The sequence below is a fragment of the Actinomycetospora straminea genome, from assembly GCF_028737255.1.
In the GTDB taxonomy this organism is placed as follows: Bacteria; Actinomycetota; Actinomycetes; order Mycobacteriales; family Pseudonocardiaceae; genus Actinomycetospora; species Actinomycetospora straminea.
On record NZ_JAQZAN010000007.1, the window covers coordinates 1 to 26,198 of the forward strand.

Below are 26,198 nucleotides of genomic sequence, written 5' to 3' on the forward strand. Positions count from 1 at the left end.
CCGACAGGTCGTGGGAGAGTAGGACACCGCCGGAACACCCGACCACCCCCACACCCGGGGTCGGCAACAGCACCGACGGCTCGCAGGAGCCGTCACGAGATCGAGCAGGACCTCAACGGGCAGGACTCCGGCCGGAGCCCTGCCCGTTCGCATGTCCACAGGAGGTCGTCCATGTCGTCCGACCCGTCGGAGGGCGCCGGCGCTCGCGGAGGCGACGACGGCGGTCGGCGCGGCAGGACCGCGGGTGCACCACGCGACGACCAACCGTCCGGTGGCGGCCGTCCGCCCGGTGGCCGCAGTGGTCCCCGGACGGGCGGACCCCGCGGCGGCGGCCAGGGATCGAGCGGGCGCTCGGCGGGTCGCGATCGCGGTCCGCGCGAGGACCGTGGTGGCGAGCGCCCTCGCGGCGGTGGCCCCGACCGGCGATCGGCCGGCGAGCAGGGCTCCGGTCGTCCGGACCGCGGCGGCCCCCGTCGACCGAGCGGTGACGACCGTGGCGCCGGGCGCGGCGGGCAGCGCTCCGACCGCTCCGCGGGCCCACCGCGCGATCGTGGTGGAGCTCCCGGGTCCCGCGGACGCCCCGACGACCGCACGACCGGCGGTGGTCCGCGCGGTCCGCGCTCGGGTGGCGACGGTGGCCGGGACGAGCGGCGCGGCCCCGACCGGCGTGACGACCGGCCGCGCGACAATCGGCAGCGCAGCGGCTGGTCGCGGGACGACCGTCCCCAGGGCGGGCGTCCCCGGGACGACCGCCGCCAGGACGACCGCCGCCAGAACGACCGCGGACGCGACGACCGGCCCCGTGGTGAGCGCCCGCAGGGTGACCGCCCCCGGGGTGACCGTCCGCGCGACGACCGTCCCCGCGGCGACCGTCCGCGCGACGACCGCCCTCGTGGTGACCGCCCGCACGGCGACCGGCCTCGTGGTGACCGTCCGCGCGACGACCGGCCTCGTGGTGAACGCCCGCAGGGCGACCGGCCTCGTGGTGACCGTCCGCGCGACGACCGGCCTCGTGGTGACCGGCCGCGCGACGACCGCCGCTCGGGCCTCTCGGGCGGCCCGCGCCGGGACGAGCGGCCCGGCGCCGACCGTGGTCGTGGCGGACGTCCGGACGGCGGGCGCCGCGGACCCGACCGCGACCGCCAGGGCCCGCGCGGGGACCGTCCGTACGAGCAGACCCGCGATCGCGGTGACCGTCGCGAGGAGCCGGCGGTCCAGCGCCACCAGGACGCGGCGCCGCGTCCGGTCGCGCCGCCCCTGCCCGACGACATCACGCCCGACCTGCTCGACCAGGAGGCCCGCCGCGACCTGCGCGGGCTGCCGAAGGACCTGGCGGACACGGTCGCCCGGCACCTCGTCGCGGTCGGCGAGCTCGTCGACGACGACCCGGAGCAGGCCCTCGCGCACGCCCGCTTCGCGCGGCACCGGGCGAGCCGGGTGGCGATCGTCCGAGAGGCCGCGGGTCTCGCGGCGTACCACGCCGGCGAGTGGGCCGAGGCGCTCTCCGAGCTGCGGGCGAGCCGGCGGATGGGCGGTGACGGCCACCTGCCGGTGATGGCCGACGCCGAGCGCGCCCTCGGCCGTCCCGAGCGCGCGATCGAGCTGTCCCGCAGCCCCGAGGCCCGCGACCTCAGCACCGAGGACGCCGTCGAGCTCCTCATCGTGGTGTCGGGCGCCCGGCGCGACCTGGGCGAGTACGACGCGGCGGTGGTCGGGCTCCAGGTGCCCGCGCTCGACGCGTCCCGCGACGACCCGTGGGTGCCGCGCCTCTTCTACGCCTACGCCGAGGCCCTGCAGGCGGCCGGGCGCACCGACGACGCGGTCCGCGCGTTCCTCGAGGCCGCCCGCACCGACGTCGAGGGCGAGACCGACGCCGAGGAGCGGGCGATCATGCTCGGCGTCGGCGAGACGGCCGTCGCGGTCGACCCGGAGCCGGTGGACGCCGCCGAGGCCGCTGACGTCGACGACCTCGCCGCCGACGACGACGCCGACGACCTCGAGGCCGACGCCGCCGACGGCGAGGAGGCCGCCGTCGCGACGGACGCCGACGCCGAGGACACCGCCGTCGCCTCGGACGCCGTCAGTGGTGACGACGGCCTCGCCGAGGACCCCGCCGAGGAGGGCGAGGTGGACCTCGCGACGGGTGAGGCCGACGAGGTCGAGGACCCGGCGGCCGACGGGGGCGACGCCGACGACGAGGACGCCGCCGCGGCGGCGGGGCCCGCGCGCGAGGACGCGGCGTCGGGCACGGGGTCGGCGGGGTGAGGGGGCACGACGCGCTGCTCGTCGACCTCGACGGCACGGTGTACCGCGGGCCGGCGGCGATCGACGGTGCGGTCGAGACCCTCGAGGCCGTGCGGGCTCGGTTGACGGTCTCCTACGTCACCAACAACGCCTCGCGCGGGCCCGACGAGGTCGCCGACCACCTGCGCGAGCTCGGCCTGACCCTGGACACCGACGACGTCGTCACCAGCGCGCAGGCCGGCGCCGCGGTGCTGGCCGAGCGGCTCTCGCCCGGCGACAAGGTCCTGGTGGTGGGCACGGAGGCGCTCGCCGAGGAGATCCGTCTCGTCGGCCTGGAGCCGGTGCGCGCCGAGGAGGACGAGCCGGTGGCCGTGGTGCAGGGCCACTCGCCGGACACGGGCTGGCGCATCCTCGCCGAGGCGGCGCTGGCGCTGAACCGCGGCGCGGCGTGGGTCGCCTGCAACGTCGACCCCACCCTGCCGAACGAGCGGGGCCTGCTGCCGGGCAACGGGTCGATGGTCGCGGTGCTGCGCACGGCGTGCGCGCGCGAGCCCGACGTCGCGGGCAAGCCGGCCGCGCCGCTGCTGCAACAGGCCATCGACCGGGTCGGCGCGCAGCGCCCGCTCGTCGTCGGCGACCGGCTCGACACCGACATCGCCGGCGCGCACGCGGTCGGCGCCGAGAGCCTGCTCGTGCTCACCGGCGTCTCGACCCCGGCGGGCCTCCTCGCCGCGCCGGCCGGGCAGCGCCCCACCTACCTCGGTGCCGACCTGCGGGTCCTCGACGACGACCTCGCCCCGACCGCGATCGGCGACGGCGAGACCGGCGGCTGGACCGCGCGCCGCGACGGTGCCGCGCTCGTCCTCGAGGGCTCGGGCGGCGATACCGGCGACACCGGCGACACCACCGCCGCCCTGCGGGCCCTCTGCCGCGCGGCGTGGGCGTCCTCGGAGCCCCACGACACGGTCCGCGGCGGTGACGAGGCCGCCGAGAAGGTGATCAGCACGCTCGGGCTGACCACCGGCTGAGGCGTTAGCGTGGTGCCGGAGCACCGCCCACCGACCGCCCGGGAGCACACGCCATGACCGACGCGCTCGTCACCCTGCGCGACGCGGTCGCCGCGCTGCCCGCCGACGGGCAGGACGGGGCCGGGGAGCACGACGCGGCCGAGCAGGCCGCGCGGTTCGAGGCGGTGCACGACGCGCTGGTCGCGGTGCTGGCCGACCTGGACCGGACCTGAGCGCGGTGGCCCGGTCCACCGCGCGCCGGCTGCGCCTCGACGCCGAGCTGGTCCGTCGCGGGCTGGCGCGGTCGCGGGAGCACGCGGCGGGGCTGATCGCCGACGGCCGGGTGACGGTCGGCGGGACGGTCGCGACCAAGCCCGCCACGGCCGTCGAGACCGCGGCCGCCGTCGTGGTGCGCGAGGACGTCGACGACCCGGGCTGGGCGTCGCGCGGCGCGGGCAAGCTGCTGGGGGCGCTCGAGGCGTTCGCCCCGCAGGGTCTCGCCGTCGAGGGCCGCCGCTGCCTCGACGCCGGCGCGTCCACCGGCGGCTTCACCGACGTCCTGCTGCGCCGCGGGGCGCGCGAGGTCGTGGCCGTCGACGTGGGGTACGGCCAGCTGGTGTGGTCGCTGCAGACCGACCCGCGGGTCGCCGTCCACGACCGCGTCAACGTCCGCGCGCTGACCCCCGCCGACATCGGCGGGCCGGTCGAGCTGGTCGTCGCGGACCTGTCGTTCATCTCGCTGCGGCTGGTCCTCGACGCGCTCGTTTCCTGCACGGTGCCCGGCGGGGACCTCGTGCCGATGGTGAAGCCGCAGTTCGAGGTCGGTCGCGACCGGCTGGGCTCCGGCGGGGTCGTGCGCGACCCGGCGCTGCGGGCCTCGGCGGTGCTCGACGTCGTGGGCGCGGCGCGGGAGCGGGGGCTGGTGCTGCGCGACGTCGTCGCGAGCCCGCTGCCGGGCCCGTCGGGCAACGTGGAGTACTTCTGCTGGCTGCAGCGGGCCGACGGCGACACCGACGACGCCCTCGCCGCGGACGACGAGGCCCTGGTCCGCCGGGCCGTGGAACGGGGACCGGCGTGAGCGACGCGGACGAGGGGAGGGCGCCGGTGACCGGCGTCGGGACCGAGGGACGGGGCAACGGTGTTGCCGGGGTCGGCGGTGTCGCCGGCCCAGCGCCGGGCGAGCACGGCGTCGCGTCGGTGGAGACCCATCCCGAGGCCGACCGCCCGAACGGCGACGGTTCGGCGCGCAACGCGCTGCTCGTCGTCCACACCGGGCGGGAGGCGACGCGGCGCGTGGCGTCGGAGGCCGCCCGCCGGCTGGCCGAGGCCGGGTTCGCGCTGCGGATCCTGCCCGACGAGTACTCCACCGACGAGGGGCTCTTCGACGACCTGCCGCCGGCGCAGCGCCCGCGCACCGTCTCGCCCGACTCGGACGCGGCGCTGGGCATGGAGATCGTCCTGGTCCTCGGCGGGGACGGGACGCTGTTGCGGGCCGCGGAGCTCGCGCGGCACGCGCGGGTGCCGATGCTGGGGGTGAACCTCGGGCGCGTGGGGTTCCTCGCGGAGGCCGACATCGACGACCTCGACGAGGTCCTCGACGCCGTCGTCGCGCGCACCTACCGGGTCGAGGAGCGGATGACGGTCGACGTCGTCGCGCACCAGAACGGCACCGAGCTGGGCCGGACGTGGGCGCTCAACGAGGTGATCGTCGAGAAGATGAACTGGGCGCGGCTGCTCGACGTGGTGCTCGAGGTCGACGCGCGGCCGGTGTCGGAGTTCGCCTGCGACGGGGTGCTGGTGGCGACGCCGACGGGCTCGACGGCCTACGCGTTCTCGGCGGGCGGGCCGGTGGTGTGGCCCGAGGTGCAGGCGATGCTGCTGGTGCCGAGCAACGCGCACGCCCTGTTCGCGCGCCCGCTGGTGGTGTCGCCGGAGTCGTCGGTGGCTCTGGAGGTCTCCAACCGCGGCGACGCGGGCGTGCTCGTCTGCGACGGCCGGCGCACGATCGAGCTGCCGCCGGGCTCGCGGGTCGAGGTGGTCCGCGGCCGGGCCCCGGTGCTGCTCGCCCGGCTGCGCGTGCAGCCGTTCACCGACCGGCTGGTCCGCAAGTTCGGCCTGCCCGTCCAGGGATGGCGCGGCCGCCGGCCCTGACGATCCGGAGCATCCCTCCCCGTCGACCGCCCGTCACCGACCGTTCGACCATGTGTTCGATCGGATCGGCGTGTTCGGCCCCGGGGCGTCGGGGGTCGTGGTTATCGTGAGGCCCGTGCTCAGCGAGCTGAGGATCCAGGGCCTCGGGGTCATCGAGGACGCGACCCTCGACCTGCACCCCGGACTCACCGTGGTCACGGGGGAGACGGGTGCGGGCAAGACGATGGTGGTCACGGGGCTGCACCTGCTGGGGGGCGGCCGGGCCGACTCCTCGCGCGTGCGCCGCGGGGCCGCGCGCGCCACCGTCGAGGGCCGCTTCCTGCTTCCCCCGACGCCGGACGCCGCGGACGAGGGCGGTGAGGGCGCCGACGGCGCTGACGGCGAGGTCGGCGACGGTCCGCCACGCTCGGCCCTGCGCCTGGCCGCCGACGCCGGCGCGGCGCTGGACGACGACGGCAGCCTCATCGCCGCGCGGACGGTGTCCGCCGACGGGCGCTCGCGGGCGCACCTCGGCGGGCGGTCCGTGCCGATGGCGGTCCTGGGCGACGTCACCGACGCCGCGCTCGCGGTCCACGGCCAGCACGAGGCGCTGCGCCTGCTGCGCTCGGCCGAGCAGCGCGCGGTGCTCGACCGGTTCGCCGGCGCCGCGGTGGCCGAACCTCTGGCCGCCTACCGGCGCACGCGCACGGCGTGGCGGCGCGCGGTCACCGAGCTGGCCCGCCGCCACGAGCAGGCGCGCGAGCTCAGCCGCGAGGCCGACATGCTGCGCCACGGCCTCACCGAGATCGAGGCGGTCGACCCGCAGCCCGGCGAGGACGCCGAGCTCGTCGCCGAGGCCCGCCGACTCGCCGATGCCGACGACCTGCGGGCCACCGCCGCGGGCGCGCTCGCGGCCCTCGCCGGCCCGCCGGACGGCACGGGCGAGGAGCCGGACGCCGTCGGCCTGCTGGGCGAGGCGCGCCGGCGCGTGCAGGGCACCGAGGACCCGGTGCTCGCGGCGCTCGACCCGCGGCTCGCCGAGGCCGCCGCGCTGATCGGCGACGCCGCCGCGGAGCTCACCGACTACCTCGAGCGCCTCGAGGCCGACCCCCAGCGCCTCGAGCAGGTGCTCGCCCGGCAGGCCGCCCTCAAGGGGCTCACGCGCAAGTACGCCGCCGACGTCGACGGGGTGCTGGCGTGGGCGGACCAGGCGCGCGAGCGGCTCACCGGCCTCGACACCTCCGACGAGGCCCTCGCCGCGCTGGCCGCCGAGGCCGAGCAGCTCGCCGGCGAGCTCGCCGGCCACGCCGAGCGGGTGTCGGCCGCGCGCCGCGAGGCTGCCGACCGGTTCGGCGCCGCCGTGTCCGCCGAGCTCGACGGCCTGGCCATGGGGTCGGCGTCGGTGCAGCTCGCGGTGCGGGTCAAGGAGGCCGCACCGGGCGACGCGGCGGCACTCGAGGTCGACGGTGCCCGGGTGGTCGCCGGCCCCGACGGTGTCGACGAGGTCGAGCTCCTGCTCACCCCGCACGCGGGCGCGCCGGCGCTGCCGGTGCACAAGGGCGCCTCGGGCGGCGAGCTCTCGCGGGTCATGCTCGCGGTCGAGGTCGTGCTCGCCGGGGCGGACACCACGCCGACGCTGGTGTTCGACGAGGTCGACGCCGGGGTCGGCGGGCGCGCCGCGGTGGAGGTCGGCCGCCGGCTCGCGCGCCTCGCCGCCACCCACCAGGTCGTCGTGGTCACCCACCTCGCGCAGGTCGCCGCGTACGCCGACCGTCACCTCGTCGTCGACAAGGGCGGGCTCGCCGACGTCGCGGCCACCGACGGGGTCACGCGCAGCGCGGTCCGCGTGCTCGAGGACGGCGAGCGCACGGTCGAGCTCGCCCGGATGCTCGCGGGCACCGAGGAGACCGAGACCGGGCGGGCCCACGCCGAGGAGCTGCTCGCGGCGGCCGCGGCCGACCGCGCGGGGACGGAAGGCGAGCCCGGTACCGGGGCCCCGACCCCGATCAGTCGTGGTTCGGCCACGCGGAGTAACAGGAGCCGCCGGAGTCGCCGGGCCGGGTGACCGGCGGGACCCCCCTCGGCGCGTCGCCTCCGTCCCACGCGTCCCGCCGACCACCATCGACCCCATGGGCATCAAGTGGCCGCGCGGTCGGACGAAGGAGGCGGCGGTCGGGGTCGTCGGCCCGGCGCGCCTCGGGGGTCGCGCGGGCGGCGAGGTGTCCCCGGAGCTGCTGCGCCGGCTCGGCCGCGGCGACGTCGCCGTGATCGACCAGGTCGACCTCGACCGGGCCACCGCGCACGCGCTCGTCGACGCCGGGGTGGCCGGGGTCGTCAACGTCTCGCCGTCGATCTCGGGGCGCTACCCGAACCTCGGCCCGGAGATCCTCACCGACGCCGGGGTGGCGCTGCTCGACGACGTCGGCGACGCGGTGCTGCGCCGCCTGCGCGACGGCGCCACGGTCCGGCTCCACGACGGCGGGGTGTACCTGGGCGAGGAGGAGATCGCCCGCGGCTTCTCCCAGACGCCCGAGACGGTCGCCGACCAGCTCGCCGAGGCCCGCTCCGGGCTCGCCGCGCAGCTGGAGGCGTTCTCGGCGAACACCACTGAGTTCATGGGCCGCGAGCGCGCGATGCTGCTCGACGGCGTCGGCGTCCCGGGCCTCGAGACCTCGATGAACGGCCGCACCGTGCTGGTCGTCGCCCCGGGCCCCGACCGCGCCACCGAGCTGCGGCGCCTGCGGCACTTCGTGCGCGAGGAGCGCCCGGTGCTCGTCGGCGTCGGCGGCGGGGCCGAGTCGCTCAAGGCCGCGGGCTGGACGCCGTCGGTGGTCGTCGGGACCGCGCTGGAGATCGACCCGGAGCTCGCGCGCAAGGCCGTCGACGTCGTCATCCCCGCCGACCTCGACGGGCACATCGCCGGGCTCGCGCGCCTGCAGGACGCCGGCATCGACCCGGTCGGGTTCCCGTCGTCGGCGAACCCCGAGGACATGGCCCTGATCCTCGCCCAGCGCCACGGCGCCTCGCTGGTGGTCGCGTGCGGCTTCGAGGCCACCCTCTCGGGCTTCCTCGACCGCGGCCGCACCGGCAGCAACCCGTCGACGGTCCTGACGCGGCTGCGCCTGGGCCCGACGCTGGTCGACGCGTCGGCGGTCGCGGCCCTGCACCGCCACCGCGTCACCACCGGCGCGGTCCTGCTCCTGCTGCTGGCCGTCATGGCGGTCGGCGCGACGGCGCTGCTGGCCAGCGGTGTCGCCGAGGCGATCGTGATGCTCGTGCGCGAGGGGTGGACGGCGGCCCTCGGCGCTGCCCAGGCCGCCCAGGGGGTCCGGGGATGATGTCGCTGCGCTACCACGTCGTGTCGATCGCGGCGGTCCTCCTCGCGCTCGCGCTGGGGGTCGTGCTCGGGGCCTCGGCGCTGTCGGGCCGCGTGCTCGGCGCGCTGACCTCCGATCGCGACCAGCTCGCCGAGCAGGTCGTGCAGGTCCGCGGGGAGCGCGACGCCATCGGCGCCCACCTGCTCGCCACCGACCGCCTCGTCGCCGCCGGCGCCCCGTCCACGGTCGCGGGCGTGCTGCCCGGGCGCGGGGTCGCGGTCGTCGCCGCGCCCGGCGCCGATCCGGCCGACGTCGACGCCGTCGCCGACCTCGTCGCCCGCGCGGGCGGGCGCGTCACCGGCCGGCTGGCACTCACCGACGCCGCCGTCGCCCCCGAGCGCGCCGAGGAGCTGCGCGCACTCGTGCCGCGCCTGCTGCCCGCGGGCGCGCAGCTGCCGACCACCACCGACACCGGCACGCTCACCGGTTCCCTGCTCGCCTCGCTGCTCGTCACCCGGCCGCAGGGGATCGACGAGCAGACGACGGGCCCCGAGGTCACGACGGCGCTGCAGATCCTCGCCGACGCCGGGTACCTGGCCGCGCCGGACGCGGTGGACCCGTCGCCGGGCGAGCTCGCGCTCGTCGTCACCGGCGGGACCGCCGACCCGGCTCGCGACGCCGTGGTGGCGCGGATCGCGGGGGAGATGGACCGGGTCGGGGCCGGCGCGGTGCTCGCGGGCCGTGGCGGCTCGGGCGCGGTCGACGCCGTGCGCGCGGACCCGGCGATGCACAGCGGCCTGTCGACCGTCGACGCGCTGGAGGGACCGTCGTCGCGGGTGGCGACGGTGCTGGCCCTGCGCGAGCAGGCCGACGGGCGCACCGGCGTCTACGGCCCGGCCGCGGGCACGTTCATCCCGCAGCCCGCCGCCGGCTGAGGAGGGCCGCTCGGGCGGCGGGGCGACACGCTGTTACGGTGGGGTCCCGTGGATCGCGGACTCTCCCGACGGAGGATCGCCCGAACGGCCGTCACGACCGCGACGGGGTCCTGACCATGCAGCCGACGCGGACGACCAAGCACGTGTTCGTCACCGGGGGCGTCGCCTCGTCGCTCGGCAAGGGGCTGACGGCGTCGAGCCTGGGCCAGCTGCTCACCGCGCGCGGCCTGCGCGTGACGATGCAGAAGCTGGACCCCTACCTCAACGTCGACCCCGGGACGATGAACCCGTTCCAGCACGGCGAGGTCTTCGTCACCGAGGACGGCGCCGAGACCGACCTGGACATCGGGCACTACGAGCGCTTCCTCGACCGCGACCTCTCCGCGCGCGCCAACGTCACCACCGGCCAGGTGTACTCGAGCGTCATCGCCAAGGAACGCCGCGGCGAGTACCTCGGTGACACCGTCCAGGTCATCCCGCACATCACCGACGAGATCAAGTCGCGCGTGCTGGCGATGCGGACGGCCGACCCGGCGCCCGACGTCGTGATCACCGAGGTCGGCGGCACCGTCGGCGACATCGAGTCGCTGCCCTTCCTCGAGGCCGCGCGCCAGCTGCGCCACGAGGTCGGCCGCGACAACTGCTTCTTCCTGCACGTCTCGCTGGTGCCGTTCCTCGCGCCGTCGGGGGAGCTGAAGACCAAGCCGACCCAGCACTCGGTGGCGGCGCTGCGCAACATCGGTATCCAGCCCGACGGCCTGGTGCTGCGCGCCGACCGCCCGATCCCCGACGAGATGACGCGCAAGATCAGCCTGATGTGCGACGTCGAGGAGGACGGCGTCGTCGCCTGCCCCGACGCCCGGTCGATCTACGACATCCCGAAGGTGCTGCACGGCGAGGGCCTCGACGCCTACGTGGTGCGCCGACTCGGGCTGCCGTTCCGCGACGTCGACTGGACGGTCTGGGGTGACCTGCTCGACCGCGTGCACCACCCCACCGAGACCGTCGAGATCGCGATCGTCGGCAAGTACGTCGACCTGCCCGACGCCTATCTCTCGGTCACCGAGGCCCTGCGCGCCGGCGGGTTCGCGCACCGCGCGCGGGTCACGATGCGCTGGGTGCCCTCCGACGAGTGCGAGACCCCGGCCGGTGCGGCCGCGGCGCTGCAGGGCGTCGACGGCATCCTCGTGCCCGGCGGCTTCGGCATCCGCGGCATCGAGGGCAAGGTCGGCGCGCTCGACCACGCCCACCGCCAGGGCATCCCCGCGCTCGGCCTGTGCCTGGGGCTGCAGTGCATGGTCATCCACGCGGCGAGGTCGATGGCGGGGCTCGAGGGCGCCAACTCCGCGGAGTTCGACGAGACGACCCCGCACCCGGTGATCTCGACGATGGCCGACCAGACCGACGTCGTCGCCGGCGAGCGCGACATGGGCGGCACGATGCGCCTCGGCGCCTGGCCCGCGGTGCTGGCGCCGGACACGGTGACGCGCGCGGCCTACGGCACCGGGCGGATCTCCGAGCGGCACCGCCACCGCTACGAGGTCAACAACGCCTACCGCGAGCGCCTCGCCGACGCGGGGCTGGTGTTCTCCGGGACGTCGCCGGACGGCGGGCTCGTCGAGTTCGTCGAGCTGCCCCGCGACCAGCACCCGTTCTTCGTCGGCACCCAGGCGCATCCCGAGCTGAAGAGCCGGCCGACGCGCGCGCACCCGCTGTTCCGGGCCTTCGTGGCGGCGGCCCTGCGCTACGTGACGTCCCAGCGCCTGGACCTGGAGACCGACGGGCCGTACGGCCCGACCGGGGCAGGCGGCCCGGACGGCACCGACCTCACCGACGAGCAGACCGAGCGCCTCGACGAGCCGGCGCGGGCCTCCTCGTGACCGGGCCGCGGACGCCCGACACCCTCGCCGACCCGCACGACGGCCGGCCGCCGCACGACTTCGCCGTCGTCGACAGCGAGACGCTCTACGAGGGCCCGATCTTCGCGTTGCGCCGCGACGACGTGCGGATGCCCGGCGGGCGGGTGGCCGGCCGGGAGAAGGTCGAGCACTTCGGTGCGGTGGCCGTCGCGGCGCTCGACGAGGACGACCGGCTCGTCATGATCTACCAGTACCGGCCGGCGCTCGGGCGGCGCATCTGGGAGATGCCGGCCGGGCTGCTCGACGATCCGTCCGAGGAGCCGGTCTCCGCGGCGCGCCGCGAGCTGGTCGAGGAGGTCGGGGTCGAGGCCGACGAGTGGTCCACGCTGGTCGACATCGTCGGCTGCCCGGGCTTCGCCGACGAGTCGGTGCGGGTGTTCCTGGCCCGCGGGCTCCGGTCGGTGGAGCGCCCCGCCGGCGGCGACGACGAGGAGGCGGACCTCGTGATCCGCCGGATCCCGCTCGACGACCTCGTCACCGGCGCCCTGTCCGGCGCCCTGGTCAACGGGCCGTGCGTCGCGGGCGTGTTCGCCGCGGCGGCGGTGCGCGACGGCCGGTCCGAGGCCCGGCCCGTCGACGCCCCCTGGGTGGACCGGCCGAGCGAGTACGCGGCCCGCCGGGCCGCCCGGCGCTGAGCACCCTCCCACCCCCGCGCCCCACGACGTCACGGCCGGCCCGCCCCGGAGGGCGTGCCGGCCGTGGAGGGTGAACGGCGGGTCAGGCGGTGACGGTCTCCCGCAGGGTCGGGACCGACCGGGGGCCGGCCCCGCGCAGGAGGCGGAGGCCGAGGACGCCCATGGTCGCGATGAGGAGCAGGTCGGTGACGACCGCGACCGGCAGCAGGCTGAAGATGCGCCCGACCGGGAAGAGCAGCGCCGCCAGGGCGAACGCCGCCGCCACCGGGCGGGAGGCCCGGCCGGTGACGCCCAGCAGGATCGCGAGCGCGGCCATCGATGGCGGGAACAGCAGCCCGGGACCCCGCAGGGCCAGGGCGCCGACGAGGTCGACCTCGTCGAGACCGGGGGTGCCGAACAGCCCGGCCTGGATCCCGTCGACGCCGAAGGCGACGCCACCCGCGGTGCCGGCGAGACACAGGACGGTGAGGGCGGCCGCGGCGCGCGGGGCGGCCGGCTCGGCCCAGCGGGCGAGGCCCACCACCGCGACCGCGAACGCGATCATGGCGACGACCTGGACGAGCCCGCCGACACCGCCGACCCCGTGGCCCTCTCCGAGGGTGCCGTAGGCGACGGTGCTGGCGAGCAGGAGGACGGGGGCGACGATGGTGGCGACGGCGCTGACGCGCTCGAGCGGTGTCGTGGTCATGGCGACCAGTCCACCGGCCCGAGGCGTCCGGGCCGTCATCCGTCGTGGTGATCCGGGGTGAGCGCGGTGATGAGACGCGGGTGACCGTCAGATGAGGTGGTGCCGCCGGGCGAGGGCGACGGCCTCGCCGCGCGAGCCCGCGCCGAGCTTGGTCAGCACGTGCCGGACGTGGGTCTTGACGGTGTTCTCGCTGACCACCAGCCGCGCGGCGACGGCACGGTTGGAGGCGCCGTCGGCGAGCAGGCGCAGCACCTCCACCTCGCGCCCGGAGAGCACCTCGGCGCCGCCCGGCACCGGGACGGGGCTCGGGCCGCCGGGACCGTCGAGGGCGGCGAGCGCCGCCGCCACGGTGCGGCCGCCGACCTCCTCGAGCAGGGGTCGCACCTCGTCCCCGGCCAGCGCGAGCAGGCCGGGCATGCGCCACCGGCGGGCGGTCTCCACGACCTCGCGGGTCGCCGCCACCGCCTCGGCGTGCCGGGCCGCCGCGGCGAGCACCAGCGCCCGGTCCAGGGACGACGGGACGAGGTACGGCGCGAGCACCACCGGGCCGCCCTGCTCCAGGCACGCGGCGGCGGCGGCCGGGTCCCCGGCGGCCAGCGCCGCCTGGGCCCGCACGGCGGCCCCCGCGACCCGGGCGAGCGGGTGCCCGGCGGTGGTGGTGCTCCGCGCCAGGGCGTCGAGCTCCGCGGTGCGGCCCTGGCGGCGCAGGACGCGCGCGAGGAGCGCGTGGCGCAGGGGGAGGAGGTCGCGGTCGAGGTCGGTGGCGCTCGTGGTGTCGGGGCGGCAGCGGGCCTCGGCGAGGGCGAGGTCGCCGCGCGCGTGGGCGACGGCCGCCCGGACCCAGTCGAGGGTGGCGCGCAGGTAGGGCAGGCCGCCGAGTCGTTCGGGCAGGTCCGCGGCCTCGGCCACCGCGGTGTCGGCCTCGTCCCACCGCACGGTGAGCAGCCCGAGGTACGCCCGCTGCACCAGGGTGCCGAGCCGGATCAGCGGCGTCGGGTGCGGGTGCGCCTCGGTGCGCGCCAGGTGCTCGCCGACGAGGTCGACTCCGCCCTCGTGGCCGATCAGCAGGGGACCGAGGTGCCGGGCCAGCACCTCGAGGACGCCGTCGTCCCCCGACGCGGCCAGCGTGACGGCGGCCCGGCTGCGGGCGGCGCAGCCCGCCCCGTCGCCGGCGAAGGCGGCCGCGTAGGCGAGGGACACGTGGTGCTCGGCGCGGGCGGCGGGGGAGAGCGTGGCGAACGCCGGGTCGTCCTCGAGCCCGGCGAGGACCGGGACGAGGCGGGCGTGGTCGGCCGTCGCGACGTGCAGTGCCCGGGCCGCGAGCCACCGCGTGACCCGCTCGTCGGGGCCGGCGGCGGTGGCCGCGGCCAGCGCCGGCTCGAGCAGGGCCGTGGCCGCGGCGAGCTCCCCGCGCTGGACCGCGGCGAACCCCGCCAGCACGCCGAGGCGGGGCCGGGCGGCCACCTCGGCGGGCGGCAGGCGCCGGACCCAGGTCTCGAGGCGGTGGAGCTCGGTGGGGCGGGGGAAGCCGGTGCCGGCGAGCCCGGCCACCACGTCGGCGGCCTCCCCGGCGGCCCCGGCGGCCAGGAGGTGCTCGACGCGTGCCGCGGGGTCGGTGATCGCCGCGGCGGCGGCCCGGTGCAGGTCGGGGACGCGGTGCGGCGCCTCGGCGGCGAGGCGACGGCGCAGCGCCGCGCGCAGCAGGTCGTGGTGGCGCAGCAGGGGCCCGCCGGTCGGGTCGTCGACCGTCTCGTCGCTGCTGTCGGCGACGAGCACCAGCGGGCCGAGCCGGGCGCGGGCGTCCGCGAGCAGGGCCGGCGCGTCGTCGCGGCCGGTGACCGCGGCGCACACGTGCGGGTCGAGGACGTCGAGCACGGCGGTGTCGAGCAGGAAGCGGCGCAGCTCGGGCGTCGCCGCCCCGAGGACCTCGGCGTCGAGGTAGTCGTCGAGCGCGTCCGGCGCGGTGCCGAGCAGGCGCACGCCGGTGGTCCACCCGCCGGCCGCCGCGACCACCGCGCGCACCCGGTCGCGGGTCAGGCCCAGGCCGAGCCGGTCGTTGAGGAGGACCTCGGCGCGCTCGGGCGAGATGCGCAGGTCGGCGTCGTGCACCTCGTGGACCTGCGCCCGGGCGCGCAGCCGCGGCATCGGCAGGGGCGGGTCCCGGCGGGCGGTCACCAGCAGGTGCAGCGCGGGCGGGAGGTTGGCGACGAGGTAGTCGAGCACCGCGCGCACCCCGGGCGCCCCGACGGTGTGCAGGTCGTCGAGCACCAGGAGCAGCGGCGGCGGCTCGGCGACGACCAGGTCGTTGACCAGCACCCCGACCGCGCGCCGGGGGTCGGCGGACGCGGGCAGCCCGGTGTCGAGCAGCTGGCGCGACCCGGGCAGGCCGCCGTCGACCAGCGGGTCGAGCGCCCGGACGAGGAGCTCGACCACGCTCGTCGGGTCGTCGTCGAGCTCGTCGAGGCGCAGCCACCCCGAGCGGCGGGCGCTGCGCTCGACCACCGCCGAGGCGAGCGTGCTCTTCCCGGCGCCCGCGGCCGCGACGACGACCGTCACGGGGACCTCCCCGACAGCGCCCGCGGTCCGCGCGACCAGCTCCTCGTCGGGCACCGTGTCCGGCGCCGGCGGCGGGCGGAACAGCTTCGTGCGCGGCACCCAGTCCCACCGCGGCGCCCGGACGAGCGGCACCACCGGCGCGGCGTCGCCGGGCTCAGCGGCCATCGGGGTCCACCGGCCGCTCCGCCGTCGCCGCGGGCCGCGCCGTCCTGCTCATCGCGGTCATCGTGCCAGCGCGCGACGGTCGGCGGGAGCCGCCTCGATCAGGCGAGGCGGCGCAGGACCTCGCGGACCAGGTCGAGGGTCGCGTCGAGGCCGCGCGCGACGTACAGGAGGTCGACGAACACGTCGGTGAACCCCGTGGCGTCGACGAGGCGCCGGGTGCCGTCGGCGATCGCGGCCGCGTCGGCGCCCGCGTCGACGTTGACCCGCAGCGCGGTGCCGACCTCGGCGGGGTCGCGGCCGGCCTCGGTGGCGGCGCCGTCGACGTTGGCGCGGAACCGCCGCAGCGCCCGGGCCTGGCCCTCGATGTCGACGCCGGGCAGGCGGCCGACCGGCAGCCACCCGTCGGCGCGGCGCCCGACGCGGCGCAGCGCGGACTCCGTCCACGCCGAGAGGTAGAGCGCCGGGCGCTCGCGCGGGGTGTCGACGTGCGCGGCGGGCAGGGGGAAGCGCGGGCCGGTCAGGGGCGCGGGGGTGTCCGACCAGAGCGTGTCGAGGCCGTCGAGCAGCTCGTCGAGGCGGGCGCCGCGGTGGTCGAAGTCGAGACCGGCGCCGGCGTACTCCTCGGGCGACCAGCCGATGCCCAGGCCGGCGACCAGCCGCCCGCGGGCGATGGCGCTGATCGTGCCGAGCGAGCGGGCGAGCACCGCGGGCGGGTAGAGCGGGCCGACGAGCACGCTGGTGCCGAGGGTCGCGCGCGACGTCGCCGACGCCGCGACCGCGAGCAGCGCGAACGGGTCGAGGGCGCGGCGGAACTCGGCCGGGATCGTGTCGGTGCCCGCGTAGCCGACCTGCGGGTCGACGGCGGCGAGCAGGCGGTCGCCGACCCACAGGCTCGCGGCCCCGGCCACCTCGGCCGCGGCGGCGAAGTCGCCGATCCGGTCGGCCTCGTCGGCGGCGTCCCCGAACTGCGGCAACGTGGTCCCCAGGCGCACGGAGATCATTCTGGCCCGGCCGCGCGCGGCGGGCGCTGCGGGCCCCGGCGTCCCGCTATGGTCCGGCCATGAAGGTGGGCGTGCCGCGGGAGGTCAAGGACCACGAGGACCGGGTGGCGCTGACGCCCATCGGCGTGACCGAGCTCGGACGCCGCGGCCACGAGGTCGTCGTCGAGGCCGGCGCGGGCGAGGGGTCCGCCATCACCGACGACGCCTTCCGCGAGGCCGGGGCGACGATCCTCGAGCGGGCCGACGACGTGTGGGCGTCGAGCGACCTGCTGCTCAAGGTCAAGGAGCCCGTGCCCGAGGAGTACCACCGGCTGCGCCGCGGGCAGGTGCTGTTCACCTACCTGCACCTCGCGGCGTCGCGGGAGTGCACGCAGGCGCTCCTGGACGCCGGGGCGACCGCCGTCGCGTACGAGACCGTGCAGACCGCCGACGGCGCGCTGCCGCTGCTCGCGCCGATGAGCGAGATCGCCGGGCGCATGGCGCCGCAGGTCGGCGCGCACCACCTGGAGAACGCGCAGGGCGGGCGCGGCGTGCTGCTCGGCGGCGTGCCCGGCGTGCGCCCGGGCCGCGTCGCGGTCATCGGCGCCGGGACCTCGGGGCTCGCGGCCACGACGATCGCGGTCGGGCTGCGGGCGTCGGTCGAGGTGCTCGACACCAACGTCCGGGCCCTGCGCCGCGTCGACGAGATCTTCTCCGGTGCCGTGCGCACCGTGCTCTCCAGCGCACCGGAGGTCGAGCGCGCCTGCCGCGAGGCGGACCTCGTCATCGGCGCCGTGCTCGTGCCCGGCGCGCGGGCCCCGGTGCTCGTGTCGTCGGAGCTGGTGGGGCAGATGCGGCGCGGGTCGGTGCTCGTCGACCTCGCCGTCGACCAGGGCGGCTGCTTCGCCGACACCCACCCCACCACGCACGCCGAGCCGACGTACCGCGTGCACGACTCGATCTTCTACTGCGTCGCCAACGTCCCGGGCGCGGTCCCGACGACCTCGACCCGCGCGCTCACCGGCGTCACGCTGCCCTACGTGCTCGCGCTCGCCGACCAGGGACTGGCCAAGGCCGCGGCCGCCGACCCCGCACTCGCGAAGGGCGTCAACGTCGTCGACGGCGAGCTGACCACCCCCGCGGTCGGCGCCGCGCACGACCTGCCCGTCCGCGAGCTCTCCGAGGTGCTGCCGGGGGTGGCGTGACCGCGCCGGCCTCCGCCGTCCGCGTCTACCTCGACCACCTGCTCGTCGAGCGCGGCACGGCGGAGAACACGCTGGCGTCCTACCGCCGCGACCTCGCGCGCTACCTCGAGCACCTCGACGCCGCCGGCGTCACCGATCTCGCCGACGTCACCGAGCGCCACGTCGGCGACTTCCTCGTGGCCCTGCGCACCGGTGCCGGCGGGCGGGCGCCGCTGGCGACGGCGTCGGCGACGCGGGCGGTCGTCGCGGTCCGGGGTCTGCACCGCTTCGCGCTGGCCGAGGGCATGGTCGCGGTGGACGTGGCGCGCGAGGTGCACCCGCCCGCCCCGCCGCGCCGGCTGCCGAAGGCGCTGGACGTCGCGACGGTCGACCGGCTGCTGACCACGCGCGGGGGCGAGTCCGACGACGTCGCCGGCGTGCGCGACCGCGCCCTGCTCGAGCTGCTCTACTCCACGGGCGCGCGGATCTCCGAGGCCGTCGGGCTGGACGTCGACGACGTCGACACCACCGAGCGGTCGGTGCGCCTGGCCGGCAAGGGCGGCAAGCAGCGGATCGTGCCGATCGGTCGGCCGGCGCTCGCGGCGCTCGAGGCCTACCGCGTGCGGGCCCGCCCGGCGCTGGCGGCGCGGGGGAGGGGCACGCCGGCGCTGTTCCTCAACGCCCGCGGGGCGCGCCTGTCGCGCCAGAGCGCCTGGGCGTCGCTGCGCGAGGCCGCCGACCGGGCGGGCGTCGCCGGCGCGATCTCCCCGCACACCCTGCGGCACTCGTTCGCCACGCACCTGCTCGACGGCGGCGCCGACCTGCGCGTGGTGCAGGAGCTGCTCGGGCACGCCTCGGTGACCACGACGCAGATCTACACCCAGGTCACCGTCGACACCCTGCGCGAGGTCTTCGCGATGGCGCACCCGCGGGCCCGTATGTGAGTGATCTTCCCGGCCATAGCCGGGAAAATCACTCACATACCTCCGGTCAGCCCAGCGGCTCCAGGCGCAGGGGGAGGCCGTCGGCGGGCACGGGCAGCGAGGTGTTGTCCCAGCGCGGGGTGTAGCCCGGCGCGACGGTGATGCGGTGGTGGCGCAACAGCTCGTGCAGGATCGCCGTCACCTCGAGCGAACCGAACAGCATGCCCAGGCACTTGTGCACGCCGCCGCCGAACGGGATCCAGGCGTCGCGGTGGCCCTTGTCCTCGCGGCGGTGCTCGGCGAAGCGCTCGGGGTCGAAGACGTCGGGGTCGGTCCAGATCGCCGGGTCGAAGTGGTTCGCCGCGCCCGCGGCCATGACCAGCTGGCCCGCCGGGAGGTGGTGGCCGAGCAGGGCGGTGTCGCGCGTCGTGCGCCGCATGACCACCGGCACCGGCGCGGCCAGACGCAGCGACTCCCGGATGACCAGGTCCAACGTCGTCAGCGACTCGAGCGCGGCCCGGTCCGGGGGTGCGTCACCGAGCGCCAGCGACTCCGCCCGCGCCCGCTCCTGCCACGCCGGGTTGGCGGCGAGGTAGTAGGCGGCGGCCGCGCTGGTGATCGTCGACGTGTCGTGGGCGGCCATCATCAGGAAGATCATGTGGTTGACGACGTCGTCGTCGGTGAACGCCTCGCCCTCCGGGGTGCGGGCGCGGCACAGGGCGGCGAACAGGTCGTCGCCGTCGCTCTCCCGCTTGCCCGGCAGCGCCGCGCGGAAGTACCGCTCGAGCAGCGCCCGCCCGCGCAGGCCGGCCCGGAAGCGGGTGCCGGGCAGGTCGCGGCGCACGATCGCGCTCGCCGCCTGCACGCACGCCATGAACGCCTCGTTGACGGCCTCGGCCTCGGGGCCCGAGCGGTCGTCCATGAAGACGTGGGTGGCGACGTCGAGGGTCAGCCGCTTGAGCATCGGGTAGATGCGCACCTCGCGGCCGCGGGGCCAGGTCGGGATGGCCTCGCGCAGCACCGGCACCGTGCGGTCGACGTACCCGCGCACCCGCGGCGCCGTGAACGCCTCCTGCATGACACGCCGGTGCACGCGGTGCTCGTCGCCGTCGAGGAGCATGAGCCCGCGGTGGAAGAAGTCGTCGACGAGGAACCGCCAGCCGTCCTGCGAGTACGCCTTCTCCGGGTTCGTCAGCACGGCGTGGGTGGCCTCGGGGCCGGCGGCGATGACGACGTGCTCGCCCGCGAACCCGCACCACGACACCGGCCCCAGCGTCGCGTGCCGGGCGCGGGTGAAGGCGTGGCCGAAGCGGATGTAGGTCAGCGTGTGCCCGACGACGGGCGGGCCGGCGTCCCCGGGGACGGCGTCCAGGCCCGAGCCGGCGGGCGGTTGCGCGAGCGGCACGACGCGACGCGGCCGCGACCGCTCCAGGATGCGGCGGTCGACGCCCGTCGGCATCGGCGTGAGCACGACGGACGACAGGCGCTCGCCCGTCGCGGTGCGGACCACGGACACGGCCACCTCCGGGGCGTGGGCTGGTGCCCGGAACGCTAGACACAGACGGCGTTCGTGTCCACGGGGCAGACACGGAGGTGGTGAACGTCTACCCTCGCGCCGTGCCCAGCTCCTTCGCCGCCCGCACCCGGGGACTCGTGCGCGACGAGGCGCAGGAGCGGGCCGCGGAGCTGCTGGTCGCCGGCGGCTGGCGCGGGCTGCGGCTGCAGGACGTCGCCGACGGCATCGGGGTCAGCCGCCAGACGCTCTACAACGAGTTCGCGAGCAAGCAGGGCCTGGCCGCGGCGCTGGTCCTGCGCCGGACCGAGGAGTTCCTGGGCGAGCTCGAGGCGGCGCTCGACGGCGAGGACGACCTGTACCGCGCCTGGTCGTCGGCCGTGCGGACCACGCTCGACACGACCGCCCGCGACCCCCTGCTGCGCGTGCTGCTCACCGGCCAGGGCGCCGAGGAGCTGCTGCCGCTGCTGACCAGCGAGGCCGAGCCGCTGGTGGCCGCGGCGCGGGACCGGGCCGCGGCCTTCCTCACCCGCCGGCGACCCGGGCTCGACGCGGCCACCACGACCGCGGCCGCCGAGATCGCCGCGCGGCTCACGATCAGCCACGTCGTGCTGCCGCTGCACCCGCCCGACGTCGTCGCCGACCAGATCGCGACGACGGTGGTCCGCTACCTGGATCGTGCGTGATCTCCTGAGCCATGGCTCAGGAGATCACGCACGTGCCGGCGCCCGGCCCACCAGCACGACACCCAGGGCGCCGAGGGCGGCGACGAGGGCGAAGACGTAGAAGCCCCAGGGGTAGGCGACGCCGGCCTGGAGCAGCGCGCCGCCGATGATCGGCCCGCTGATCGCGCCGAGCCGCCCGACCCCGCTGGCCGTGCCCAGCGCCGTGCCCCGCACCTCGGCGGGATAGAGCTGCGACACGTAGGCGTACACCAGCACCTGTGCCGAGAACACGAAGATGCCGGCGAGCAGCACGCTGACGTACACGCCGATGCCGGGCAGCCGGATCGACAGGAGCGCGAGGAAGAGGGTCGCCGCGGCGAACCAGGCGATGGTCGCCGGACGGACGCCGATCCGGTTGGCGACGGTGCCCGCGAGCAGCAGGCCCAGGATGGCGCCGACGTTGAGCACGAGCAGCAGGGCCAGCGCGGCGCCGAGCTCGTAGCCCGCCGAGCGCATGATCTCGGGCAGCCAGGTGTTGAGGCCGTAGACCAGCAGCAGGCCCATGAACGACGAGATCCAGAACGCGATGGTCGGGCGCGCGAGGCCCTCGCGGAAGAGCGTCGCGACCGGGTTGCGGCGCTCGCTGCGGGCACCGCGCCAGCTCGAGTCCCGCGACCCGCCCCGGCGCTCCAGGTACTCCGCCGACTCCGGCAGCCGCATGATGATCAGCGGCAGCAGCACCACCGCCGGGATCGCGCCGGCCACGAACATCGCCTGCCAGCCCAGCGAGCTGATGAGCAGGATGCCGAGCAGCGCGGTCAGCACCGCGCCGACGTGGTAGCCGGTCATGAGGATCGTCGTGGCGCTGCTGCCGCGGCCCCGCGGTGCGTACTCGGCGACGAGCGCCAATGCGACCGGCAGCACCCCGCCGAGGCCGAGGCCCGCGAGGAAGCGCAGCACGCCCAGCACCTCGGGGTTCGGGGCGAAGGCGCACGCCAGCGTGAGCACCGAGAAGCCGGCGACCGTCCAGATCATCGTCGCCCGGCGCCCGATGACGTCGGCGATCGGCCCGACGGCCAGGGCGCCGGCCATGACGCCGAGCAGGCCGACGGTGACGACCACCGAGGCGCCGGCGGGGTCGAGGTCCCAGCTCGGGTCGCGCAGCAGGACCGGCAGCACGACGCCGAGGACGACGAGGTCGAAGCCCTCGAGGGCCACGGCGGACCAGCACAGCGGGCGCACCCAGCCCGCGCCGGGGCTGCGGGTGCCCGGGCCGGGCGCGGCGGTGGTCGGCTCGGTCGTCATCGCTCAGGTCCTCGTGGTCGACGGACGGCAGGGGAAGCGGAGAGTATGCGAGCGGTCACACCACGGCGTCGCCACCTCTTCCGTTGACCGGGAGATCGTGACGGATCGGGCAGGGACACGTGGCCCTCGGTCACGGACGTGACGCAGCCCGCGGCGTGCTCGGCGCGTCGCGCACCAGCGTGGGGGACGCCGTGCCTACGCTGATCGCACGAGCACGCGGCCGGGCACGCGAGGGAGGGACACGCGATGTCGAACCCGCAGCCGGTCCTCTGGCCGGCCACCGACCAGCCCCCCGAGAACCCCCCGGAGCAGACAGCCGAGGTCCCGCCGGGCCGCCCGCGCCGGTTCGTCCCGGTCCCCGGGCCCCTCGACGGGCACGGCCCCGCGACCGTCCTCGCGATGTGCAACCAGAAGGGCGGCGTCGGGAAGACGACGTCCACGATCAACCTCGGCGCCGCGCTCGCCGAGTACGGCCGCCGGGTCCTGCTCGTCGACTTCGACCCGCAGGGCGCGCTCTCGGTCGGCCTGGGCGTGCAGCCCCACCAGCTCGAGACGACGATCTACAACCTCCTCATGGAGAAGGGCACGACGATCGACGACGTCATCCGCCCGACCACCGTCGAGGGGATGGACCTGCTGCCGTCGAACATCGACCTCTCCGCGGCCGAGGTGCAGCTGGTCACCGAGGTCGGCCGCGAGCAGTCGCTGGGCCGCACGATCGCGCCGGTGCTCGACCGCTACGACTACGTCCTCGTCGACTGCCAGCCGTCCCTCGGCCTGCTGACGGTCAACGCGCTGGCCTGCGCGGACGGGGTGCTCATCCCGCTCGAGTGCGAGTTCTTCAGCCTGCGCGGGGTGGCGTTGCTGATGGACACGATCGAGAAGGTGCAGGACCGGCTGAACCCCAAGCTCGAGATCACCGGCATCCTGGCCACCATGTACGACCCGCGGACGCTGCACACGCGCGAGGTGATGACCCGCGTCGTCGAGGCCTTCGGCGAGCTCGTCTTCGACGCCGTCATCAACCGCACCGTGCGCTTCCCCGAGACCACGGTGGCCGGCGAGCCCATCACCCGGTGGGCCACGCGGTCGGCCGGCGCCGAGGCCTACCGCGCCCTGGCCCGTGAGGTCATCGCCCGGTGACGCTGACGCCGGAAGCCCCCGAACGCGTCCGGTTCCAGGTCAGCCTGGACAACTTCGCCGGGCCGTTCGACCTGCTCCTGCAGCTCATCGGCCGCCACGAGCTCGACGTCACCGAGGTCGCGCTCTCCCGCGTCACCGACGACTTCATCGCCTACACCGCGGCGCTGGGCGACGACGCCGACCTCGAGGAGACCACCGGTTTCCTCGTCGTCGCGGCCACCCTGCTCGACCTCAAGGCCGCGCGGCTGCTGCCCCAGGCCGAGGTCGAGGACGAGGAGGACCTCGCGCTGCTCGAGGCCCGCGACGTCCTGTTCGCGCGCCTCCTGCAGTACCGCGCCTACCAGCAGGTGGCGGCCCTCTTCCGCGAGCTCGAGGGCGCGGCGCGCATGCGCTACCCGCGCGCGGTGACGCTGGAGCCGCGGTTCGCCGAGCTGCTCCCGCCCGTGCAGCTGGGCGTCGACGCCGACGGGTTCGCCGAGATCGCGGCCGCGGTGTTCCGGCCCAAGCCGCCCCCGACGGTCGGCCTGGACCACCTGCACGCGTCGACGGTGTCGGTGCCCGAGCAGGTCCGCATCCTCTCCGGGCGCCTGCAGGCGGCGGGCGCGGCGACGTTCGCCGAGCTGGTCGCCGACTGCGAGCAGGGCATCGAGGTCGTGGGACGCTTCCTCGCCGTGCTCGAGATGTACCGCGCCCGCGACGTCGCCCTCGACCAGCCGGAGGCGTTCGCCGAGCTCCGCGTCCGCTGGGCACCGGGTGGTGACGCGGGCAGCGCCGGGATGGTCGAGGAGGACGCGTGACCGATCCCCTCGAGGAGATCGAGGAGGCGCTGACCTCCGACACCGAGCTCGTCGCCGCGCTCGAGGCCGTGCTGCTCGTGGTGGACGCGCCGGCGCCGACCGACCAGCTCGCCGACGTCCTCGGCCAGCCCGTGGCGCGGGTCGGGGACGCCCTGGAGACGCTGGCCGCCGAGTACACCGAGCGCGAGCGCGGCATCGAGCTGCGCGCCACCGGCGAGGGCTGGCGGCTCTACAGCCGCGACCGTTTCGCGCCGTACGTCGAGCGCTTCGTCCTCGACGGCCAGCGCACGCGCCTGACCCGCGCGGCCCTGGAGACGCTCGCGATCGTCGCCTACCGCCAGCCGGTGACGCGGTCGCGGGTGGCGGCGGTGCGCGGGGTCAACGTCGACGGCGTCATGCGCACGCTGGCCGCCCGCGGGCTGATCATCGAGGCGGGCACCGACGTCGGCGGCGGGACGCTCTACCGCACCACCGAGCTGTTCCTCGAGCGCCTCGGCCTGCAGTCCATCGACGAGCTGCCGCCGATCGCCCCGCTGCTGCCCGACGTGGACGACATCGACGAAGAGGGCACCCGCGAGGAGTGAACGAGACCCGGAAGACCACCGGCGGCGTCATCCGCGGCACCCTGACCGACGGGATCGCCGCCTTCCTCGGCGTGCCGTACGCGGCGGCGCCGGTGGGGGAGCGGCGCTTCGCCCGCCCCGAGCCGGCGCGCTGGGACGGCGAGCGCGACGCCACCGCGCCCGGCCCGACGGCGCCGCAGGGTCGGACCGACGTCCCGGGTCTGCCCGACATCAGCCCGATCGTCGGCCCCGGCTGGGTGCCCGGCGCCGACTACCTGACCGCGGACGTGCGCACGCCCGACGCGGGCGGCGCGGGCCTGCCGGTGATGGTGTTCGTGCACGGCGGGTCGTTCACCGCCGGCACCGCCCGCGCCCCCGTGTACGACGGCACGCGGCTCGCCCGCGAGGGCGCCGTCGTCGTCTCCGTCAACTACCGCCTCGGCGTGCCCGGGTTCGCGGCGCTGCCCGGGGTCGTCGCCAACCGCGGGCTGCACGACCAGATCGCGGCCCTGCAGTGGGTGCGGGACAACGCGGCGGCCTTCGGCGGCGACCCGGACCGGATCACGGTGTTCGGGGAGTCGGCGGGCGCGCTGAGCGTCGCCGACCTCCTCGTCGCCGCCCCGCGGGGCCTCGTGCGCCGCGCGGTGGTGCAGAGCGGCGGGGGCTCGCAGGTCCTCGCGCCCGCCCAGGCCGCGGTCGTGACCCAGGCCCTGGCCGACGAGCTCGGCGTGGACCCGCACGCGCTGGTCGACGTCCCCGACGAGGGCCTCGTCGCCGCCGTCGCGCGGCTGGGCGAGCACCCGCCCGACCTCGCCGTCCAGGGGCTGCGCGACCCCCTCATGGGCCTGGCGCTGCTCGGCCCGGTGATCGACGGCGACCTGCTCGACGGCCCGCCCGTGGACGCCGTGGCGGCCGGCGCGGCGAGCGAGGTCGACCTGCTCGTCGGGCACAACGTCGACGAGATGGCCCTCTACCGGCTCTTCGACGAGGCGCTGGGGCTCGCGCCGCCGGGCGAGGAGGCCCTGCGCGCCACCGTCGCGCGCCTCCACGACGACCCCGACCGCGTCGTCGACACCTACCGCGCCGCGGTGCGGGGCGCGACGCCGGCCGCGTTGCACGAGGCGATCCGCACCGACTGGATGTTCGGCGTGCCCACCCGCCGTCTCGCCGACGCACACCGCGGGCGGACCTGGCGCTACCTGTTCGCCTGGGGCCAGGACGGCCTCGGCGCCTGCCACGGCCGCGAGCTGCCGTTCGTCTTCGACGCCGTCGGGCACGTCGACACCGGCGCGCTCGCCGTGCCCGACACCGAGGAGACCCGCGCGCTCGCCGCCCGGATGCGGACGGCGTGGGTGGCCTTCGCGCGCGACGGCGACCCGGGCTGGCCGGAGTACACCGCCGAGACGCCGACGACGCGCCGGTTCGCCGCCGAGGACAGCGAGACCGACACCCCCGACGGCCCCGAGCAGGAGGTCTGGGACGGGGTGCGCTGAGCAGGCCGTAGGCTGGAGGGCCGGGTGAGCGGAGGA

The 26,198-nt window shown here is 76.8% G+C and carries 22 protein-coding genes and 1 pseudogene; 17 read left to right on the top strand and 6 right to left on the bottom strand.

Annotation, left to right across the window (positions count from 1 at the left end; genetic code table 11):
- Positions 1 to 1,425 (bottom strand): annotated as a pseudogene (locus PH190_RS11520) (hypothetical protein); the annotation flags it as partial.
- Positions 1,426 to 1,437: 12 nt separating this feature from the next.
- On the opposite strand from PH190_RS11520, the gene PH190_RS11525 reads away from it, so the two are divergent.
- From PH190_RS11525 to PH190_RS11570, 10 genes are all read left to right on the top strand, one after another.
- The gene (locus PH190_RS11525; protein WP_274231654.1) at positions 1,438 to 2,265 is read left to right on the top strand and encodes a hypothetical protein; all 828 of its coding nucleotides are present in this window, start codon (positions 1,438 to 1,440) and stop codon (positions 2,263 to 2,265) included.
- A complete protein-coding gene (locus PH190_RS11530) occupies positions 2,262 to 3,272 on the top strand; it encodes an HAD-IIA family hydrolase (RefSeq protein ID WP_274231655.1) in 1,011 nt (336 codons plus the stop codon). The genes PH190_RS11525 and PH190_RS11530 overlap by 4 nt, the downstream gene beginning before the upstream one ends.
- 53 nt (positions 3,273 to 3,325) lie before the next feature.
- A complete protein-coding gene (locus PH190_RS11535; RefSeq protein ID WP_274231656.1) occupies positions 3,326 to 3,484 on the top strand; it encodes a hypothetical protein in 159 nt (52 codons plus the stop codon).
- 5 nt (positions 3,485 to 3,489) lie between these two features.
- A complete protein-coding gene (locus tag PH190_RS11540) occupies positions 3,490 to 4,329 on the top strand; it encodes a TlyA family RNA methyltransferase (RefSeq protein ID WP_274231657.1) in 840 nt (279 codons plus the stop codon).
- A gap of 119 nt (positions 4,330 to 4,448) precedes the next feature.
- Entirely contained in the window at positions 4,449 to 5,402 is a 954-nt protein-coding gene (locus PH190_RS11545) for an NAD kinase (protein ID WP_274231882.1), read from the top strand.
- A 115-nt stretch (positions 5,403 to 5,517) separates the two neighbouring features.
- Entirely contained in the window at positions 5,518 to 7,446 is a 1,929-nt protein-coding gene (gene recN, locus PH190_RS11550) for a DNA repair protein RecN (protein ID WP_274231658.1), read from the top strand.
- Between the two features lie 64 nt (positions 7,447 to 7,510).
- A complete protein-coding gene (gene steA / locus PH190_RS11555) occupies positions 7,511 to 8,719 on the top strand; it encodes a putative cytokinetic ring protein SteA (protein ID WP_274231659.1) in 1,209 nt (402 codons plus the stop codon).
- Positions 8,716 to 9,633 carry a copper transporter gene (locus PH190_RS11560; protein WP_274231660.1) on the top strand — a complete coding sequence of 306 codons (918 nt, stop codon included), beginning with the start codon at positions 8,716 to 8,718 and terminating at the stop codon, positions 9,631 to 9,633. The genes steA and PH190_RS11560 overlap by 4 nt, the downstream gene beginning before the upstream one ends.
- Positions 9,634 to 9,743: 110 nt before the next feature.
- Positions 9,744 to 11,513: a CTP synthase gene (locus PH190_RS11565; protein WP_274231883.1), complete on the top strand. Its 1,770-nt coding sequence runs from the start codon at positions 9,744 to 9,746 to the stop codon at positions 11,511 to 11,513.
- Positions 11,510 to 12,187: an NUDIX domain-containing protein gene (locus tag PH190_RS11570; protein ID WP_274231661.1), complete on the top strand. Its 678-nt coding sequence runs from the start codon at positions 11,510 to 11,512 to the stop codon at positions 12,185 to 12,187. The genes PH190_RS11565 and PH190_RS11570 overlap by 4 nt, the downstream gene beginning before the upstream one ends.
- Before the next feature lie 82 nt (positions 12,188 to 12,269).
- Here the strand turns inward: PH190_RS11570 and PH190_RS11575 are convergent, their stop codons facing one another.
- The 3 genes from PH190_RS11575 to PH190_RS11585 all read right to left on the bottom strand — a co-directional run bounded on the left by PH190_RS11575 (position 12,270) and on the right by PH190_RS11585 (position 16,588).
- Complete coding sequence (locus tag PH190_RS11575; RefSeq protein ID WP_274231662.1) at positions 12,270 to 12,875, bottom strand: hypothetical protein; 606 nt, start codon at positions 12,873 to 12,875, stop codon at positions 12,270 to 12,272.
- Between the two features lie 87 nt (positions 12,876 to 12,962).
- The gene (locus PH190_RS11580; protein ID WP_274231663.1) at positions 12,963 to 15,596 is read right to left on the bottom strand and encodes a helix-turn-helix transcriptional regulator; all 2,634 of its coding nucleotides are present in this window, start codon (positions 15,594 to 15,596) and stop codon (positions 12,963 to 12,965) included.
- A gap of 98 nt (positions 15,597 to 15,694) precedes the next feature.
- Positions 15,695 to 16,588 carry a TIGR03619 family F420-dependent LLM class oxidoreductase gene (locus PH190_RS11585; protein ID WP_274231664.1) on the bottom strand — a complete coding sequence of 298 codons (894 nt, stop codon included), beginning with the start codon at positions 16,586 to 16,588 and terminating at the stop codon, positions 15,695 to 15,697.
- A gap of 68 nt (positions 16,589 to 16,656) precedes the next feature.
- Here PH190_RS11585 and ald point away from each other — a divergent pair, with 68 nt between their 5' ends.
- The gene (ald, locus tag PH190_RS11590) at positions 16,657 to 17,781 is read left to right on the top strand and encodes an alanine dehydrogenase (protein WP_274231665.1); all 1,125 of its coding nucleotides are present in this window, start codon (positions 16,657 to 16,659) and stop codon (positions 17,779 to 17,781) included.
- Entirely contained in the window at positions 17,778 to 18,704 is a 927-nt protein-coding gene (xerD, locus tag PH190_RS11595; RefSeq protein WP_274231666.1) for a site-specific tyrosine recombinase XerD, read from the top strand. Before ald ends, xerD begins: the two co-directional genes overlap by 4 nt.
- A 46-nt stretch (positions 18,705 to 18,750) precedes the next feature.
- Here xerD and PH190_RS11600 read toward each other — a convergent pair whose 3' ends face one another.
- Positions 18,751 to 20,142, bottom strand: coding sequence for a cytochrome P450 (locus PH190_RS11600; RefSeq protein ID WP_420791638.1), 1,392 nt, complete (start codon positions 20,140 to 20,142; stop codon positions 18,751 to 18,753).
- A 158-nt stretch (positions 20,143 to 20,300) separates the two neighbouring features.
- On the opposite strand from PH190_RS11600, the gene PH190_RS11605 reads away from it, so the two are divergent.
- Positions 20,301 to 20,882, top strand: a complete 582-nt coding sequence (locus PH190_RS11605) for a TetR/AcrR family transcriptional regulator (protein WP_274231668.1) — start codon at positions 20,301 to 20,303, stop codon at positions 20,880 to 20,882.
- A gap of 24 nt (positions 20,883 to 20,906) precedes the next feature.
- Here the strand turns inward: PH190_RS11605 and PH190_RS11610 are convergent, their stop codons facing one another.
- Positions 20,907 to 22,166 carry an MFS transporter gene (locus tag PH190_RS11610; protein ID WP_274231669.1) on the bottom strand — a complete coding sequence of 420 codons (1,260 nt, stop codon included), beginning with the start codon at positions 22,164 to 22,166 and terminating at the stop codon, positions 20,907 to 20,909.
- Between the two features lie 246 nt (positions 22,167 to 22,412).
- Between PH190_RS11610 and PH190_RS11615 the strand changes: the two genes are divergently transcribed.
- Genes PH190_RS11615 through PH190_RS11630 form a run of 4 tightly spaced genes read left to right on the top strand, consistent with a single transcriptional unit; the run spans position 22,413 to position 26,162 of the window.
- Positions 22,413 to 23,309, top strand: coding sequence for a ParA family protein (locus PH190_RS11615; protein WP_274231670.1), 897 nt, complete (start codon positions 22,413 to 22,415; stop codon positions 23,307 to 23,309).
- A complete protein-coding gene (locus tag PH190_RS11620) occupies positions 23,306 to 24,106 on the top strand; it encodes a segregation and condensation protein A (protein WP_274231671.1) in 801 nt (266 codons plus the stop codon). Before PH190_RS11615 ends, PH190_RS11620 begins: the two co-directional genes overlap by 4 nt.
- Positions 24,103 to 24,690: an SMC-Scp complex subunit ScpB gene (scpB, locus tag PH190_RS11625; RefSeq protein WP_274231672.1), complete on the top strand. Its 588-nt coding sequence runs from the start codon at positions 24,103 to 24,105 to the stop codon at positions 24,688 to 24,690. Before PH190_RS11620 ends, scpB begins: the two co-directional genes overlap by 4 nt.
- On the top strand, positions 24,687 to 26,162 hold the full coding sequence (locus PH190_RS11630; RefSeq protein WP_274231673.1) for a carboxylesterase/lipase family protein: 1,476 nt from the start codon (positions 24,687 to 24,689) through the stop codon (positions 26,160 to 26,162). The genes scpB and PH190_RS11630 overlap by 4 nt, the downstream gene beginning before the upstream one ends.
- Positions 26,163 to 26,198 lie beyond the last annotated feature (36 nt).

Excerpts from the sequence above, each read along its gene's own strand:
- PH190_RS11615 (WP_274231670.1), top strand. The coding sequence starts at position 22,413 with ATGTCGAACCCGCAGCCGGTCCTCTGGCCGGCCACCGACCAGCCCCCC.
- steA (WP_274231659.1), top strand. The coding sequence starts at position 7,511 with ATGGGCATCAAGTGGCCGCGCGGTCGGACGAAGGAGGCGGCGGTCGGG.
- PH190_RS11575 (WP_274231662.1), bottom strand. The coding sequence starts at position 12,875 with ATGACCACGACACCGCTCGAGCGCGTCAGCGCCGTCGCCACCATCGTC.
- PH190_RS11535 (WP_274231656.1), top strand. The coding sequence starts at position 3,326 with ATGACCGACGCGCTCGTCACCCTGCGCGACGCGGTCGCCGCGCTGCCC.
- ald (WP_274231665.1), top strand. The coding sequence starts at position 16,657 with ATGAAGGTGGGCGTGCCGCGGGAGGTCAAGGACCACGAGGACCGGGTG.
- PH190_RS11610 (WP_274231669.1), bottom strand. The coding sequence starts at position 22,166 with ATGACGACCGAGCCGACCACCGCCGCGCCCGGCCCGGGCACCCGCAGC.
- PH190_RS11580 (WP_274231663.1), bottom strand. The coding sequence starts at position 15,596 with ATGGCCGCTGAGCCCGGCGACGCCGCGCCGGTGGTGCCGCTCGTCCGG.
- PH190_RS11600 (WP_420791638.1), bottom strand. The coding sequence starts at position 20,142 with ATGCCGACGGGCGTCGACCGCCGCATCCTGGAGCGGTCGCGGCCGCGT.
- PH190_RS11560 (WP_274231660.1), top strand. The coding sequence starts at position 8,716 with ATGATGTCGCTGCGCTACCACGTCGTGTCGATCGCGGCGGTCCTCCTC.